Raw genomic sequence first — 16,383 nt, 5'->3', positions numbered from 1 at the left:
TGTTTCTTAATAATTTTGGTCGGGTTTTTGTATAAATTCATGTAGTGGAACAAAATTTCCATCTATTAGTTGGACAATTCCAATTTGAATCGTTTCTTTTGCATCATTAATTCTTTAAAAAGATAATGCTTCCTATAAAAATCAAAACATCACTTATTGTTATAATAAGTTTGCTAAGTTCGTATTCGGTATTTGCTCAAGGCGAGGTTTCTATCTTGCCCGTATATAATCCGTCTCATCTTCAGATAAAAGTTACCGCAAATGGTAAGTCATTAAACAATGTCAAAACGATTGACCTTAGCGATAAGGATATTGAGTTTAAAGCATTTTCTGTGGGTAATGATTCTGGTTCAGAATTAGTTATTCCTAAAATAGAAGTTGACCTAGTTAGAGGAGGTAGGCTAATTGCATCGGAAACAATAGGAGAGAAAGGGAACATTAGTTCAATATTAGAAATAGCTCAAAATAATGATGTAATACGCTTTCTAGTGAATGGAATCTATATCAAAAATGCTTTTGAGAAGTTAGAACTGTATTCTATGGGAACCGTGAACTTGATTTATTCAATTGCAGAACATAGTAAATTAGAGTATTAAAACTTAGCGGGGTCAATAGGCTCTACTAAGATAACATCTTCTTTGTCTACCATAACTTGACCAGCTAGCGAGCCTTTTACTTTTCGTACAAATTTCTTTGGAGTGTAAGCCACTGGCACCATACTATCATTCTTTCTTTTAGAAAACCAAGCAGCTAAACCAGCTGCTTTTTCTATGACGTATACTGGTGTTCTTGTACCTGGATGCTCTTTTATAACCACATGTGAGCCCGGTACATCTTTAGCATGAAGCCAAAGGTCGTTTTTGGAAGCATACTTTAGGGTCAAGAGGTCATTGTTTTTAGAGTTTTTACCAATCAATATTTTAAAACCATTGACTTCAAAATGTTTGAAGAGTTCTTCTACTCCTTTGTCTTTTTTCTTCTTTTCTACTAAATCTTCTTTTTGAGCAAATTTCCTTAAGTCTCGCAGTGAAACTTCTTCTTCTAAGCTTTCAAGATTTGCCTTAAGGTCTACTAATTCTTTCTCTCTTTTGGCAATGTTTTTCTCTAGGAAATCAATTTCAATTTTCTCCTTCTTAGCTTTTCTATAATAGTTCTCGGCGTTTTTCTGAGCAGAAAGGTCTTTCTTTAATTTAATGGTGATAGGCTCGTTATTCACAAAGTCCAATAACTCTACAGAAGTAGCCTTTGGCGGAATGGCGTGAAGGTTTGCCATTAAAATATGACCAATGTCTTGATTGCTGGTTGCTAAAATAATTTGGTCTAACCTTTCATTGGCTTGTTTTAGGTATTGTTCACAGCCTTTTATTGATTTTTGAATTTTCCTTTTGAACTGAGTCTTTTCAGAATCAAGCTGTGTTACCTGCATTTTCTCTACAAAATATGCATTTGCGGCAGCAATAGGTTCGTCAAAAGTCTTTTGAACTTCACCTATCTCTATTAAGGAGAGTTGCAGTCGGTCGTTTAGCTTGACCAAATAAAACTGTCCAAGATTTAGAATACTATTGATATCTTGTACTAAAGCCCAGTCTTGCTCTAAGTCACCACTACGTTTTTCTTTGAAAACCTTTTGCGGCAGCTTTCCCCAAGTAGGATAAACTTTAAATACATCGCCATCCGCAGCTTCAAAAGTCTCAAAAGAAGCGGTGTTTTCTTGACTGAAATCTGTAATTTTTAAGTCGAAATCCTGCTTTAGCGTATTATTGAAGAGATGGAGTAATTCGTCATTTTGATACGCCAGTACATTACAGCGATTGCCAAACATCTTAAAGACCATCGTTTTCTGATTGCTCAAATAAACAGCAAAGGCTCTTTCGTTGTCAAAAATTTCAACTTTTTCAACCGTTTCATTTAAGAGTTCTTTAAAAAGGTCGATGGAGTTTCTCTTAGCTCTATGGAAAACCTCCGTGAAGTATAAACCACTATGGCTAGGCAATACGGAGCATTTGATAAAAAAGTCTCGCTCTGGGTTACCGAAACCTATCACCAATTCATCTTTTTCCTGACTGAAACAAGATAGTAATTCTAGGCCCACCATTTTTTCATGGAGGGCGGGTACTAAATGTTTAAAGAAATGGTAATTACAATGCATTGGTTTCTTTCAGGATTCCTTCTTTCATGGCGTATTTTGAAATTTTGATAGTCTTTATACCAAAATTTTGAATCAAATAACGGATTAAGCAAACTGCCACCACTATCATTTCCACTCGCAGCTCTATCATGCCAGGGATAGCCATTCTTTCATCTCTATTCAGCGTTAAGAGTTTCTCGTAAATGTCAATAAACTCTTCCATTGGGTAGTCAAATCCAACTTGATCTATTGGTGTGGCTTCGCCCGTTTTTTTGAAATAATAGATATTGTTTAAGGTATCATAACTTCCAGACGAACCCACCATAATAGTAGGAGAATATTGGTGGCAGGCATTTGCCAATGGTAATAGTTTTTCTCTTAGGTAATCGTCAAGTTTATTGACCGAAGTATGAGGAATAGGGTCTGCAACCATAAATAACTCCATCATTCTTTGTCCGCCTATTTCTAAGCTTTTTTTCCAAAGAACGCCATCTTCATTACAAATGATAAACTCTACACTACCGCCACCTATGTCTACTATTAGGTTATTGCCTTTGATGTCTACTGCTTGGCTGACGCCTTTATAAATCAATTCGGCCTCGCGGTCGCCAGAAATCACCTGAACCTTTATTCCAGTGGCATCTTTAATAGCCTTAAGCACCTCTGCTTGATTGCTGGCACTTCTAAGTGCTGAAGTACCAAAAGCAAAGATTTGATTATTGTCAATTTCTAATTCGGAGATTTTTTCTTTGAATTCTGTCAAAACAGCTACACCTCTTTCTATACCACCTTCGGTGATAATTCCTTGATTGATGCCTCCCATGCCTATTTTAGCGGCTTTCGAGGTTTTGAACAAGATGTTGTTTTGCTGGTCTACTATAAGTAAGTGGAACGTGTTGGTTCCTAAATCTATGATTGCTCTTTTCAATGGAATCTCTTTAATGGAATTGCGAATTTAGAGCTAATCCGTTTGACTTTTTAGAAAAGCTTAAGCTTTTGCCATCATCGCTTCTATATCCGCTACTTCAATTGGAATGTCCGCAGCCAAATCTATGTTGCCATTTTCGGTGATTAGGATGTCGTTTTCTAATCGTATTCCTATGCCTTCTTCTAAAATGTAAATACCGGGTTCGCAGGTGAAAAGCATGCCAGCTTTAAACTCGACATCCTTTGGACCTACATCATGCACATCTAAACCCAAATAGTGCGACACACCATGCGGGAAGTACTTTCTATATAAAGGCTTTTTCGGGTCTTGGGCCTTTATTTCTTTTTGGGTCAGAAGTCCTAATGATACTAACTGCTTTTCCATGAAACGTGCAGTTTCTTGTCTCAGCTTAGCCATGGTGTTACCAACTACGATTCTTTCTTTTGAAAACTTGAAAACGGCTAGCACGGCATTGTAAACATCTTTTTGTCTTTTGGTAAATTTGCCATTGACAGGAAAACAACGTGTGATGTCTGCATTGTAATTGCCGTATTCGGCACCAAAATCTAGTAAAACTAAGTCACCATCTTGGCAAGTTTCATTGTTACTAATATAATGCAGCACACAGGCATTTTTTCCAGAAGCCACTATCGGCTGGAAAGCATGCCCTCTAGATTTATTGAGTAGGAATTGGTAGGTGAGTTCAGCCTCTAGTTCATATTCAGGAATACCCGGTTTGAGTTTCTTCGTAAAATGCTTGAGGGCATTTGAACTTATATCAATAGCTTTTTTGATATGTTCCAGTTCTTCTGGTTCTTTTATGCTTCGCAATTCCCAAAGAATAGGAGCGAGTTTCTGAGGTTTTTTGAGCCCAAAAGCCTTTTTAATCCATTTATTAAACTGAATGGTTTCTGTGATAAAGTCCTCGTTTCTGCCGGTGTGCTCGTTAGAGTTTAGGTATATATCACAAGGTAAGTCAATATGTTTGTCTAAAAACTTGTCAATTTCATCTGACCATTTGACGGTTTTTATGCCGCTAAGTTCTCTCGCTTGCTCTTTTGAAAGTTTTTCTCCCTCCCAAATCTTCAAATGCTCGTTGGTCTCCCGAATAAACAGAATTTCTCTAAACTTCTTTTTTGGGTGGTTTGGATAGAGGAGGAGGTAAGTTTCTTCTTGGTCTATACCTGTCAGGTAAAATAAATCAGAGTTTTGCTTAAAACCCATGATGCCATCCGCATTGGTAGGGATAACATCATTGGAGCATAATAGAGCCATGCTATTCTTTTTAAGTCGCTCTATGAGCTTAGCTCTGTTTTTACTAAATAGTGTATTCGGAAGAGGGTTGTAACGCATTTTTATAGTTTAAATTTCTACCAAATAATATCAACATTATCGTATTTCTTAAAGACCGTGTCTTTAGATATGAGTTTAATCTTTTCAACTTTCGATTGACAAAGAATTAACCTGTCAAAAGGGTCTCGATGAATGTTTTCTAAGTCATTTAAAGCTAAAATATGCTCAAATGTAATAGGTAGGGTTTTGATAAGGTTTTGACTTAAAACTTCAGCCAATTCCTCAAATGAAATATTGATGTGTAGTTTACCCAGGTTGATTTTTATTCCAATTTCCCAAAGGGTTGCGATACTTACAAAGCACTCATTAGAGGAATTAGTTATTATTTTCTGAGTTTTTTTAGAGAGTTTATTGTTTCCCTCAAGAAACCAGATAAGAGCATGGCTATCTAAAAGGTAGGCCTTTTTCATTCCATGTATTCTTTAAAATCTTCTAGGGGTTCGTCAAAGTCTGAAGCCATAGTGATTTTACCTTTCAGGATTCCAAATTGCCTACTTTTTTGAGGCATTGGTTCTTTCTCCATTTTTGACTTCAAAAAGTCAATAAAGTCTAACACTTCCTTTTTTAAATCACTCGGAAGGGATTCTAATTGCGTGTAAAGACTTAAATTTTCCATATCCAAAGCTAATGAAAAGCGGAGAAAGAACCAATTACAAGATTTTTTGTGGCTTACAAACCTGTATTGTCTTCATTCACTCTTAAGACCATGAGTCCGGAGTGTTTTTTTATTCTATCTAAATAGGCTTGTAAGGTTTCGTCAGAAATGACAATCTTCTTTTCTTCAGAAGAAGCGTGCATAAAATGAAGAGCATCTCCTTTCCAGTAGGCTAAACCTTCATGGTTTACATCAAGTCCACCAAGGTTAGACGTGAAGGCCAAAATGTCACCGTTTTGAATACTTTCTTCTATATCAGCTAGATTCTCTTTTTTGATTTCATGGAAAATATAGCGATTAACCGTTTTTTCCATATTCTTGATTTCAGCCCAAATAGCATCATTGGTCTTGAAAGCTGGATAGTATTGACGGTGCGTACTCATGAAGTTGATTGGCTTTGGTGCAGCTTCACCTAGTTCTGGTGTTAAGTCGGTAACTACGCCATTTTTCTCAGCCAATTTTGCCCACTCAAAAAAGTAATGTACTCTAGACGCATAGCCGTTAATCTCACCATCTCTATAGCGTAAGTACTGAATTTCTTCTTTTAAGTTGTCTAATCCAGTGTCGTCATACTCTGATGTTAGCACCATGGCTAGCATCGTTTCTACAAAAGTGTAACAATCAAAGCCATCAAGTCTACAAATTAAAGCTTCTTTAGGAGCTTCAAGGCTACCGCCAATATATGGGCGGCCAAGGAATTTCTTCCCAATTTCTATCATCTTATCGCCTCTGGTTTCGGAGGAAAGATTTGAGGTAAAATCTTTTACTAATTTCTCGTCAGCAGACTGTGAAAAAGCAGTTTGACCTATGAAAAGACATAGGAAAAAAACGAAGGTGTTTGTTGTTTTCAATTGAAACGATTTGTTGTTAATTTATTAAAAGGAAAATCACCGAAATATTGTGCAAATATACTTCAAATATTAGTTGATAATTTCAATATCTATTCAGCATATTTTTTTCTAATACTTATCTCAAAACGGATTTTATATGCTAATTCCCTTGTACTTTTTTACCTTTGTGGCTTGTTTGGAAACCTAGGTTCGAAAACAAAGGTTTAAAGGAAATTTAGAAAGGCAATAAAATTGCCGAAACTGCTTGATTAGCAATGAGTAAAACAATGACACTGGAAGTGCTATCCAGTATAAAAGGTGCCGAGTCTTCGGAGGCCGTAGAGAAACTATTTGAGGTTATCAAAGGTGCAAATGCTACTTCAGATAATAACAAAGGCGTGTCTGCGGTCAATTTAGACAAGCTTAGGCCTGATACAGTAATTGAAAGTTCTGAGATTGAGAAGAACTTAATCAAGGCTAATTTTCCAATTGAAAAGAATGGTTATTTAGTAGTTTCTAAAGTGATAGAGGAATAATTATGGAGTCGGAAATTTTAAAACTACACAATGCCCTTTTGAACAAGGAAATTACTTGTCAAGAGTTAGTGCAAGGGAAATTGGACAGTTTAGCTGCCAGTACCAATAATTCGGTGAATTTTGTTTTAGCAGATAAAGCTTTAGAAAAAGCCGCTCTGGTAGACGCCAAAATTAATAAAGGTGAAAGCATAGGTCTTTTAGAAGGGATACCTTTCGGGTTGAAAGATGTGTACCTTTTGCAAGGTGAGCCTGCTTCGGCAAGTTCTGATTTTCTTAAAAAATACATATCGCCATACACTGCCACAGCTATCCAAAAGTTGATTGACGCAGGAGCTATTCCTATTGTCAAAGAAAACTGCGACAGCTTTGGACACGGAAGTAGTACGGAGAATACTGTTTTTGGCTCTGCCAAAAATGCTTTGGACGAAAACAAGGTAGCAGGAGGCTCTAGTGGTGGAAGTGCCGTCAATGTAGCTAAAGACTACACGGCTTTCTCTATAGGTGGTGATACGGGTGGCTCTATTCGCCAACCAGCAGGTTATAATAAAGTATATGGTTTAAAGCCAACCTACGGACGTATATCCCGTTATGGTTTGATGGCTTATGCTTCATCAACCGATGTGGTTGGGCCTATTGCCAAAAGCTTGGAAGATATTCGTATTATCTTAAATACACTGAGTGGTCAAGATTACCACGACCAAACCACTATTGAATCTACACCAGTTTCAAAAGAGGTTTTAGAAGATACAGATAAGGCTAAAACGCTAAAAGTAGGATACTATAAAAACTTCATTGAGACGGAAGCTATTCACCCTAATATTAAAAAGGACTTTTTGAGCTTAATTACTAAGCTTAAGGACTTGGGTGTGTCGGTAACAGAACTTGATTTTTATGAGAGTGATACGCTAGTGTCTACCTATTATACTTTAGCCATGGCAGAAACTGCCTCAAACTTGGCAAGGTTAGATGGTACCAACTACGGCGATAGAAAAGAAGGAAAGAATCTGAAAGAAATATATGCTCAGACACGTTCTGACAATTTCACAGAAGAGACAAAACGAAGAATAGTAGGAGGGAATCAGGTATTGTCTACAGGACATTCAGAGGCCATTTATCTTAAAGCTAGAGTTTTGAGAAATGAAATCTCCGATAAGTTTTCTTCTGACTTTGAAACGGTAGACATCGTTTTATCTCCTGTTACACCGCAGCCAACTCCGCTTATTGGTGAAAACTTAAAAGACCCATTAGCTATGTATCTTTCTGATGCATACACGGTAGGGTTTAGTTTGGGAGGATTGCCTACGCTTACAGCTCCGCAAGGAACAGAGACAGGTTTGCAAATAACTGCAAACAAAAGTGGAGAAGATAGCATTCTTCAGTTCGCCAATTTTTTAAACAGCATTGAAGCTTAGGAACAATGATGAAATGTTTCAATGCACCAATGATAAAATGGATAAGTAGTAAGGTTCAAATAAATAAGTCATGAGTGAGAAAAGTGTTTTTATAGAGCAAATGAAGTCAAGGACAAAGAAGTTTGCCGTTGATGTGATTTTCCTTTGTGATACTTTGAAAAAGAATAAAGCTTCTTCAGTCATAACTTATCAACTCGTGAAATCTGCTACTTCAACAGGTGCGAATTATAGAGCCGCTTGCAGAGCAAGGTCAAAAAAAGAATTTTTTAGTAAGATATGCATTGTTGAAGAAGAAGCGGATGAATCTGAATATTGGCTTGAAATAATAAAAGACACTAATATGACAGCGAGTATTGCGGAATTAAATGTGCTTTTAAAAGAGGCGAATGAAATATCTCGAATTATAACCAAAGCCAAAGACACAACATACAATAGTTAAAAGATGAATTATTTAAGCATTGATGCATTAATTCATTTAAGCATTAGAACATTGATGTTACCAAAACATAGATAATGGTACAAGATTTAGAAAAACAATTAGAGCAACAGGGCCTTGAGGTAGTTATTGGCTTAGAAACTCACATAAGACTTAATACTAAAAGCAAGCTTTTTTGTGCCTGTCCGAATACAGAGTCAGAAGAGCCTAATTCTAATATTTGTTCTGTTTGTACGGGACAAATGGGCGTTTTGCCAGCTATAAATAGTGAGGCCATCAGAAAGGCTATCATTTTCGGAAAGGCGGTGAATTCTACTTTTTCAAATGGTGTGATATGCTGGGATAGAAAGCACTACGAATATCCTGATAATCCAAAGAACTTTCAGTTGACACAGTTTCAAAAACCTATCATTCCTGATGGTGAAATAAACTGTTATAGAGATAATGGAACCACGTTTTCGGTACAGTTAGAGCAGGTGCATTTGGAAGAAGATGCCGCTAAACTGGTGCATGAGCGAAAGCAAACGCTGGTTGATTTCAATAAATGTGGAGTGCCTCTTATAGAAGTGGTAACTACGCCATGCATAAAGACATTAAAAGATGCCGCTACCTATGCTCAATATGTACAGCGAATAGTGCAGAACTTAGGTATTTCGGATGCTAACCTTGAAAAAGGAGAGTTTAAATCTGACGTATCGGTTTCTTTAAGAAAAATTGGTACAGATGTTTTAAACCCAAGAACAGAAATTAAAAACCTAAACTCATTTAAGTTTATGGTGGAGGCTCTTGTGGAGGAGGTTACAAAACAACTTGCTTATTATCAAGAGCACAAGGAGTTTAGACCAGACCAAACCACGGTACTTTGGGACGCAGACCTTAAGCAAACTAAGGTGATGCGTAAGAAGGAATTTGCAGCAGATTATCGTTATGCTTTGGAGCCAGATATTCCTTTTGTGAATATTGAAACTGAAGTGGCAGAAACGCAAGTAGACGAAACACTTCTTCCTTTTGCTATTGAGAGCACATTGATAAATGGTGGAGTTAGGCCTCAAGATGCCAAATTCTTTACTTCTGATTCTTTAAGGTCAGATATGTTTACAGCTATTAATAAAGAGCTTAATGATACGGCTTTTGTGGCTAAAACGCTTTTGAATAATCTGAAAACGGAGGAATATGCGGCCATTGAAAACTCCGCTGACTTAGTCAATATTTTTGGTGCTTTGCAATCTGGCAGCATTACGCAGATTTTGCTTCAAAACGCTATTAAAGAATTGATTCAAAACCCAAGTTTTGATTATAAAAAGTACTTTAAAGAAAATAGCATTTCTGACGATACGCTTGCTGAAACCATAGAAACGGTCATAAAGGAAAACCAAGGAACAGCAGATGAGATAAAAGCTGGAAACCAGGGAAAAGCAGGTATTTTGGTAGGTAAAGTGCTGCAGGTGGTAGGAAAAGGAGCGAACGGTAAAGTGGTTCGTGAAATGATTCTGACACAACTAAATGCTGAAAAGGTAGCCAGTGAAGCTTCTGCAAAAGAGGCTAAAACTACGGCTAACCGTCAAAAAGCTACGGATTTAGAGGAAGATGTAAGATTTACTGATATAGTAGTAAAAGATAGATACAGAACGCATCAAATTTCTGAAGTTTCGGAAGAGGTGCTTGACCAAGAAGTAACGCTTTCTGGCTGGGTAGCGAGTGTGAGAGACCATGGCGAGCTTGTTTTCATTGACCTAAGAGACAACTCTTATGAGGTAATGCAGGTAAGACTGGACAGAGAAAATATTGAACAAATTGATTTGTTTGCGAAGCTAAAACCAGAATCTGTTATCATGGTGACGGGTTCCGTTATCAAAAGACAAGAAGACGATTTTAACGCAGGAATTAGAACAGGAACTTTAGAGTTAAATGCTTCTAAAGTGGAGGTTTTAAACGCCGCAAGCACATTGCCTTTTGAAATTAAGCGTGCCGCCAAAACTGGTGAAAACGTCCGTTTCAAATATAAATACTTAGACCATAGAAGTGCAGAGGCTCGTCAGGCTATCATTAACCGTCATAAGGTTATAAAACTGATAAGAGATGTACTGGATACAGAGGACTTTATAGAGGTAGAAACCCCAATATTGACCGCAGGTACAGACGAAGGTGCAAGAGAATTTATAGTGCCTAGCCGTAAGTTTGCTGGTAAGTTTTATACCCTTCCGCAGGCACCACAGCAGTTTAAGCAAATGCTGATGGTGGGTGGTTTTGAGAAATATTTCCAAATAGCCAGATGTTTTAGAGATGAGGATTCGCGTGGCGACAGACAGCCTGAGTTTACCCAACTCGACATTGAGATGGCTTATGTGAGTATGCAAGACGTGATTGACATTAACACCAAACTATTTAATGAGGTAGTTCATAAGGTGTATGGCAAAAAATGGAAATTGCATCCGTTTAAAGTATTGACTTATAAAGAGTCGATGGACAAATATGGCTGCGACAGACCGGACCTAAGATTTGGGCTGGAAATGCAGGATATTACCGACATCGTAAAAGAGACGGAGTTTCAGGTTTTCGCGAAACCTATAGAGGATGGCGGAATAGTAAAATGTATCAAAGTAGGGGCAGAATTCCAGAAAACTAGGCTTTCAAAAGGACAAATAGAAAAACTGACAGCTACCGCTCAAAGTCACGGTTTAGGTGGATTGGCCTATATCATTGTCAATGAGAATGATTTACAGTCGCCTATTATCAAATTTTTGGGTGAAGATGTTTGTGCCAATATTATTAAGGCTACCAATGCTCAGGTTGGAGATATTGTTTTCTTCTCGGCAGCGGACTATAAAACGGCCAACACGGCTTTAGATGCTGTAAGACAGGAGTTGGGTCAATTGCTAAGATTAATAAAGCCTAAGGAGCTGCATCCGGCTTGGGTAATTGATTTCCCTTTCTTTGAAAAAACAGACGAAGGAAGGTGGACATTTACACATAATCCGTTCTCTATGCCAAAAATAGAAGACCTAGATAAGCACATGAGTGGTGAAAATGTAGGTGATATTATAGCTCAGCAGTATGACATGGTGCTTAATGGTTATGAAATAGGTGGAGGTTCTGTAAGGGCTCATAAAGCCGAAATTCTGGAAGCAACCTATAAAAACATGGGTTACGGCAAAGAAGATATGATGAAAAGTGTGGGGCAAATGTACACGGCGTTTCATTATGGAGCACCGCCACATGGAGGAATAGCCTGGGGAATAGACAGGTTAATGATGATTTTAGAAAAAAGAAACTCGATTAGAGAGGTAATGGCCTTTCCTAAAACGGGTTCTGGAGAAGATTTACTGTTCAATAGTCCTTCTGCATTGTCAGAAAAGAAGGTTAATGAGCAAAATGTTAAGTCAATTTAACGTACTAGTTTACCATTTAATAATCTTGTTTTGCAATCATTTAGTTTTTCGTCTAAACTTTTATAGATTTGTAGCACTAAAAATATTATTTGGTTTTTAGTTTGTTGATGAAGTGTAATTGCGACATGCAGCTCCAGGTTTGGGGCTGCGTGTTCTGTTTTAGAGCAAGCCTAAATTTTGTTCTTTTTTTTCAGCTCCCGAAACTTTCTTTTTTTGATTTAAAATCAAGCCTTTCTGACAAGGATTGACTAATTTGGCGTATATTTTTTGAGTAAAAAATGCCTAAAATCGAACTTAGAACAGTTATTACAGCTGATAGGGAAATAGTTTTTGACCTTGCTCGGAGTATTGATTTACATAAAATTTCTACTGAACATACCAATGAACAAGCAATTGCTGGTAAAACGAGTGGATTGATAGGTATAGATGAAAGTGTCACTTGGCGAGCAAAACACTTCGGAGTCAATCAAAATCTAACTTCAAAAATTACGGAGTTCGACCGACCTAATTATTTTGTAGATGAAATGCAAGAAGGTGTTTTTTCAGAATTTAGACATGAACATAACTTTTCTGATATTGAAAATGGTACTCTGATGATTGACGTATTTGAGTATTCATCTCCTTTTGGTGTTTTTGGCAAATTAGCTGATATGTTATTTCTTGAAAATTATATGAAGGATTTATTATCAAAACGAAATCAAATTATAAAAGAATTTGCTGAAACGGATAAGTGGCGAAAAATATTAATCAATTAAGAGGTTTCGTTTTAGTCTTTGCTCTTCGAAGCTTGTAGCTTCGGAGGAGTGTTTGCAAGCCTCTGGTCTGCTGGAAGGTATTAATTTTAGAAATTAAGATATCAGCCAGAGGTTGATTATCGCAGCTACTAAGTTAGAGGCTTAGTAATGGGTATTAATGAAATATTGAATAATGAAAAAAAACTTAATCATTTTACTGGTTACACTTCTCACGTTAAACATTTCCTGTACTATTAGGCCAAAATCGACATTAACACCAACTAACAATGCTGGTGGATACCTTTTAGAGAAGATAAATTCAAAAGGTAATCCAACTAATATTTCAGGAACGATTTACGATAAGTTAACGGGTTTACCTCTTAGCCATTCAGTAGTAACTATGGGTTGTTTAAAAGTAAAAACAACAGAAAGTGGTGAATATACTTTTACTGTAAATGGACCTTTAAGTGTCAAGGTTTTTCTTTCGGCCATCTCTGTTGGGTATTTGGAAGTTGAAACACGCATGTTTGATTTTAAAACTGACGCTATTAAATGTGATTTCTTCTTGGTTGAAGATTTGAGACCTCTAATAGACTGTGTGGAGATTGGCGGGCTTTCAAATTAACTAAATTTACCTTTACTCTTAAAAGCTTGTAGTTTGTGAGGAGGTAATGTTTCCGTGGGTAGTAATTAAGGCATATCAGCCAGAGGCTGATTAACACCTCTGCTAAGCTAGAAGCTTAGCAAAGCGAATTTTAGAATTGACCACAGAGTGGTCAAACTATGTTAAAAAGTACAAGGGAAATAGCACCCTGACCACAGCGTGGTCGAAGGTTTAGTCAGCAGAACCAATCAATCTTCAAAAGTCTGATACCGCTCTTTTAAGTCGTTTAGGTCGTTTATTTCTTTGATACTTTCTTCTGCTAGTCTTTTGACCATGTTGGCATGTGTTTTTATGGCAGTGTGATGTTCGTCTGTTGTGGCAAAACTTTTTAGCGTTTTAAAGCCTTCCATAAGTTTAATGAGCACCGAAGGGTTTCCGGCGGCATATTGCCTAATTTGATTAAAAGAGGCATCCATAAGCCCTTTGAAATCTAGGCTTTTCGCAATTACACGGACTTGCTCATTGTCGTCAAATCTATATTTTGATGGAAACTGAATTTGTGTTAATCGGCACATGGTGGCCGTCAAATTATCAATACAGGCTATTGCGGTAAATGGGTCATTAACTCCTGGCGATAAAGCTCTGGCGGCTATTTCTACCATTTGTAATATAGAGAATTCTGCGTCTTGGTCGGGCGACCGCTGTTTTCCTAAAACCAACATGTTTTGAAGCGAACTAAACTCATCGGGCTGAATGGGCTTTGATGCGTACAGCATACCCACCGTAAAACCTTTGACCAAGTAACTACCCGGTTTAGAGTCCAGAATAAGCAGTTGATTCTTATCCTTCATTTTATGAATTAAATCTTCTGCATCTATAAACTGTAAATACCCATTTTTGGGAGCAAGTAAAGGCATATGATATTCGTAGTTTTTTAAAACTTTCGGCATATCTGGCTCTTTGAGAGTGGGCTCGCCTATAACTATTTCCTCAGGAAAAAGGCTGTTTAAATTCTTTGACAAGAGTTCGGATATGTCGGCTATTACAGCATCTGCCTGAATTTTCATGGCAATATGATGTATGAAAACTATGAGCAAAATGATATTTGCGATGGTGACTAAAAATGCCACAAAAACCGATAGGGTAGGAATGAAAGAGATGCTATCATTATCTCTTACCGCATTAAGAATAATTAGGCAATAAACATAGGTAGAAACATAAGTACCAAGCACCACCTGATTAAGCCGCTCATGCATAAAATTGCGAAGTAGTCGTGGCCCAAACTGCGAAGAAGCTAAAGTTAAAGCCACCAAAGTAATGGAGAAAACGGTACCTGCCACGGTAATCATTGCTCCAGAAATGGCAGACAAGACACTACGAGCCGCTCCTGCACTACCTGGAAAAACGTATTGCAAAACACCTTTTGGTGTGTAATTAAGGTTATTGTCTAGATACAGTAGCTCAAATGCCGCAAGTATAGCAATAACGATGATAGCAACGGGAATAAACCAAAACGTAGACTTTAGATTATGCCAAAAGAATAATAGTTTTTTCACGCTCTGGTGTTTTGGTTTAAATGTGTTTTGACCTTTGGTCAATGAGGCTATTTCTTTTTCTCAAGCAAGTTCACTTGCTTTTCCATCAAGTCACTAATTTTAGAAAGCAGTTCTATGTCTTTTGGTGTAGCTACCGTACCATCTTTTGGGTCTTCTGCTTTTTTCTTTAAGGAGTGTATGACTTTAACCATCAAGAAAACGGTAAAGGCTATGATAGCAAAATCAATGGAAGCTTCTAATAGTTTTCCATAGCCTATGGCCACTTCTGGCTGTAAAATTTCTTCTCCTTTAATAATGGCTTCACGGAGAACTATCTTACTGTTTTCAAACTTTCCACCATTGGTCATGAGGCTCAGCGGCGGCATAAGTATCTCTTTTACTATGCTGTCTATTACCTTGTTAAATGCCGCACCTATTATAACACCTATTGCGATGTCAATCATGTTGCCTTTGACAGCAAACTCTTTGAATTCAGTTAGAAATTTAAAAGCCATCCTTATTTCGTTTTTGTTAATATTCGAAATAAGGACTTATTTGGATTATAAATTAGTATTGAAGATGTTTATTTATTGTAGCAAATGAGCCTCAACTCCCTCATTAGTTATTTTAACTGGCTTTATAGTGCCATCTTCATTGAAATACATCTCGTCAATACAGGTAACACGGTGGTCGCGTCCTTCATTTTGGATGGGTCTTCTATGGTAAACTATGTAGTACTTTTCCGTGTTTTCAGGATGCATAACAGAATGATGTCCTGCTCCGGTGGCTATGGTGGTATCTGATTCTAAAATGGTACCTATTTTATTGAAAGGACCAGTAGCATTATCTGCCATGGCGTAAGAAACATGATAGGTACTGTTTCCCCAGCTGCCTTCAGACCACATGAAGTAATATTTCCCATTTCTTTTAAACATAAAAGGACCTTCTACATAACCCTCTGGCGTAATCTCTTTGAAAAGGGAACCGTCTTCCCATGGGATAAATCCTGTAAAATCAGCGTTAAGTTTACCCACATTGCAATGTTTCCATCCGCCATAAAAAAGATAATGGGTGCCGTCATCATCTTTATAGACAAACTGGTCAATAGGCTGAGCATCATTATAAAAATCGGATATTAAGGGCTTGCCTATATAATCTTTAAAAGGTCCTTTGGGAGAATCTGCCATGGCGATGCCAATGCCTCCAAAATGATTGATGTCGTTATTTGGGTCAAAAGATGCTCCTCTGCTGGGTCTTTGCACATCATTGGCAGAGAAGAATAGGTAATACTTACTGTCTTTTTCTATGATAGAAGGAGCCCAAATGGCTTGTCTAGCCCATTTGATAATGGTGGTATCAATGATTTTTTCGTGTTTAGTCCAGTTTACTAAATCTTTAGAAGAGAAAGCATCAAGGAATAGTTGGTCTTCATATTTGGCAGAGAAGGTAGGGTAAATCCAGTATTCATTACCAAAAATAACGCCCTCTGGGTCGGCGTACCAGCCTTTAGCAATAGGATTTCCAGAAAGCTCTTTGGTTTTATTTTCGCTCTCACAGCTAAACAAAACTGCCACTAATAATAGATAAACTAGGGTATTCAATTTCATAATGAAAGATAAAATCAATTTTGAGATTCAAAAACTAAGTTTAGAATTATATAGGGTGGGAGTAGACGTGGGAGTGTTTTGTTGAAGTTTTTTACCGAAATAGAAGCTGCTGTTTCTGAGATAGCGTTATTGTGGGCTTTAGAATTATTAATGTTTTTCCTGAAGAGTCCCAATTTATTAAACGTTGCAAGCTCCAGCAATGAGTTATATGTAAAACTACTGCAGAGGCTCCGCAG

16 protein-coding genes are annotated in these 16,383 nt (G+C 37.3%); 7 read left to right on the top strand and 9 right to left on the bottom strand.

Going from position 1 to position 16,383, the window contains the following annotated elements; translation table 11 throughout:
- Nucleotides 1-125 precede the first annotated feature (125 nt).
- Nucleotides 126-596 carry a hypothetical protein gene (locus tag AC0L6O_RS14680; RefSeq protein WP_473303388.1) on the top strand — a complete coding sequence of 157 codons (471 nt, stop codon included), beginning with the start codon at nt 126-128 and terminating at the stop codon, nt 594-596.
- Here the strand turns inward: AC0L6O_RS14680 and AC0L6O_RS14675 are convergent.
- Genes AC0L6O_RS14675 through AC0L6O_RS14650 form a run of 6 tightly spaced genes read right to left on the bottom strand, consistent with a single transcriptional unit; the run spans nt 593 to nt 5,915 of the window.
- Complete coding sequence (locus AC0L6O_RS14675) at nt 593-2,149, bottom strand: NFACT RNA binding domain-containing protein (protein WP_473303386.1); 1,557 nt, start codon at nt 2,147-2,149, stop codon at nt 593-595. The two genes, AC0L6O_RS14680 and AC0L6O_RS14675, sit on opposite strands and share 4 nt — an antisense overlap.
- Complete coding sequence (locus AC0L6O_RS14670; protein WP_473303384.1) at nt 2,139-3,056, bottom strand: Ppx/GppA phosphatase family protein; 918 nt, start codon at nt 3,054-3,056, stop codon at nt 2,139-2,141. Before AC0L6O_RS14670 ends, AC0L6O_RS14675 begins: the two co-directional genes overlap by 11 nt.
- 60 nt (nt 3,057-3,116) lie before the next feature.
- Nucleotides 3,117-4,409, bottom strand: coding sequence for an aminopeptidase P N-terminal domain-containing protein (locus tag AC0L6O_RS14665; protein WP_473303383.1), 1,293 nt, complete (start codon nt 4,407-4,409; stop codon nt 3,117-3,119).
- Nucleotides 4,410-4,426: 17 nt separating this feature from the next.
- Nucleotides 4,427-4,819: a type II toxin-antitoxin system VapC family toxin gene (locus tag AC0L6O_RS14660; protein ID WP_473303382.1), complete on the bottom strand. Its 393-nt coding sequence runs from the start codon at nt 4,817-4,819 to the stop codon at nt 4,427-4,429.
- On the bottom strand, nt 4,816-5,025 hold the full coding sequence (vapB, locus tag AC0L6O_RS14655) for a type II toxin-antitoxin system VapB family antitoxin (protein ID WP_473303381.1): 210 nt from the start codon (nt 5,023-5,025) through the stop codon (nt 4,816-4,818). The genes AC0L6O_RS14660 and vapB overlap by 4 nt, the downstream gene beginning before the upstream one ends.
- A gap of 53 nt (nt 5,026-5,078) precedes the next feature.
- Entirely contained in the window at nt 5,079-5,915 is an 837-nt protein-coding gene (locus tag AC0L6O_RS14650) for an N-acetylmuramoyl-L-alanine amidase-like domain-containing protein (RefSeq protein ID WP_473303379.1), read from the bottom strand.
- Nucleotides 5,916-6,169: 254 nt separating this feature from the next.
- On the opposite strand from AC0L6O_RS14650, the gene AC0L6O_RS14645 reads away from it, so the two are divergent.
- From AC0L6O_RS14645 to AC0L6O_RS14620, 6 genes are all read left to right on the top strand, one after another.
- A complete protein-coding gene (locus AC0L6O_RS14645; protein ID WP_473303377.1) occupies nt 6,170-6,430 on the top strand; it encodes an Asp-tRNA(Asn)/Glu-tRNA(Gln) amidotransferase subunit GatC in 261 nt (86 codons plus the stop codon).
- Nucleotides 6,431-6,432: 2 nt separating this feature from the next.
- Entirely contained in the window at nt 6,433-7,842 is a 1,410-nt protein-coding gene (locus AC0L6O_RS14640) for an amidase family protein (protein WP_473303375.1), read from the top strand.
- Between the two features lie 70 nt (nt 7,843-7,912).
- The gene (locus tag AC0L6O_RS14635) at nt 7,913-8,281 is read left to right on the top strand and encodes a four helix bundle protein (RefSeq protein ID WP_473303374.1); all 369 of its coding nucleotides are present in this window, start codon (nt 7,913-7,915) and stop codon (nt 8,279-8,281) included.
- A 74-nt stretch (nt 8,282-8,355) separates the two neighbouring features.
- Nucleotides 8,356-11,667, top strand: coding sequence for a bifunctional amidotransferase subunit GatB/aspartate--tRNA ligase AspS (gene gatB/aspS / locus AC0L6O_RS14630; RefSeq protein WP_473303373.1), 3,312 nt, complete (start codon nt 8,356-8,358; stop codon nt 11,665-11,667).
- 278 nt (nt 11,668-11,945) lie between these two features.
- Nucleotides 11,946-12,422 (top strand): SRPBCC family protein, encoded by a 477-nt coding sequence (locus AC0L6O_RS14625; RefSeq protein ID WP_473303372.1) that lies wholly within the window; start codon nt 11,946-11,948, stop codon nt 12,420-12,422.
- 172 nt (nt 12,423-12,594) lie between these two features.
- Nucleotides 12,595-13,026 (top strand): hypothetical protein, encoded by a 432-nt coding sequence (locus AC0L6O_RS14620; RefSeq protein WP_473303370.1) that lies wholly within the window; start codon nt 12,595-12,597, stop codon nt 13,024-13,026.
- A gap of 227 nt (nt 13,027-13,253) precedes the next feature.
- Here AC0L6O_RS14620 and AC0L6O_RS14615 read toward each other — a convergent pair whose 3' ends face one another.
- The 3 genes from AC0L6O_RS14615 to AC0L6O_RS14605 all read right to left on the bottom strand — a co-directional run bounded on the left by AC0L6O_RS14615 (nt 13,254) and on the right by AC0L6O_RS14605 (nt 16,147).
- Nucleotides 13,254-14,561 carry a DUF2254 domain-containing protein gene (locus AC0L6O_RS14615; RefSeq protein ID WP_473303369.1) on the bottom strand — a complete coding sequence of 436 codons (1,308 nt, stop codon included), beginning with the start codon at nt 14,559-14,561 and terminating at the stop codon, nt 13,254-13,256.
- 47 nt (nt 14,562-14,608) lie between these two features.
- Nucleotides 14,609-15,055 (bottom strand): large conductance mechanosensitive channel protein MscL, encoded by a 447-nt coding sequence (gene mscL, locus AC0L6O_RS14610; protein WP_473303368.1) that lies wholly within the window; start codon nt 15,053-15,055, stop codon nt 14,609-14,611.
- A gap of 72 nt (nt 15,056-15,127) precedes the next feature.
- Nucleotides 15,128-16,147: a glycoside hydrolase family 43 protein gene (locus AC0L6O_RS14605; protein WP_473303366.1), complete on the bottom strand. Its 1,020-nt coding sequence runs from the start codon at nt 16,145-16,147 to the stop codon at nt 15,128-15,130.
- Between the last annotated feature and the right edge of the window lie 236 nt (nt 16,148-16,383).

The organism is Arcticibacterium sp. GJ41-1 (assembly GCF_055808875.1).
This window is presented reverse-complemented; position numbering and strand designations above follow the sequence as displayed.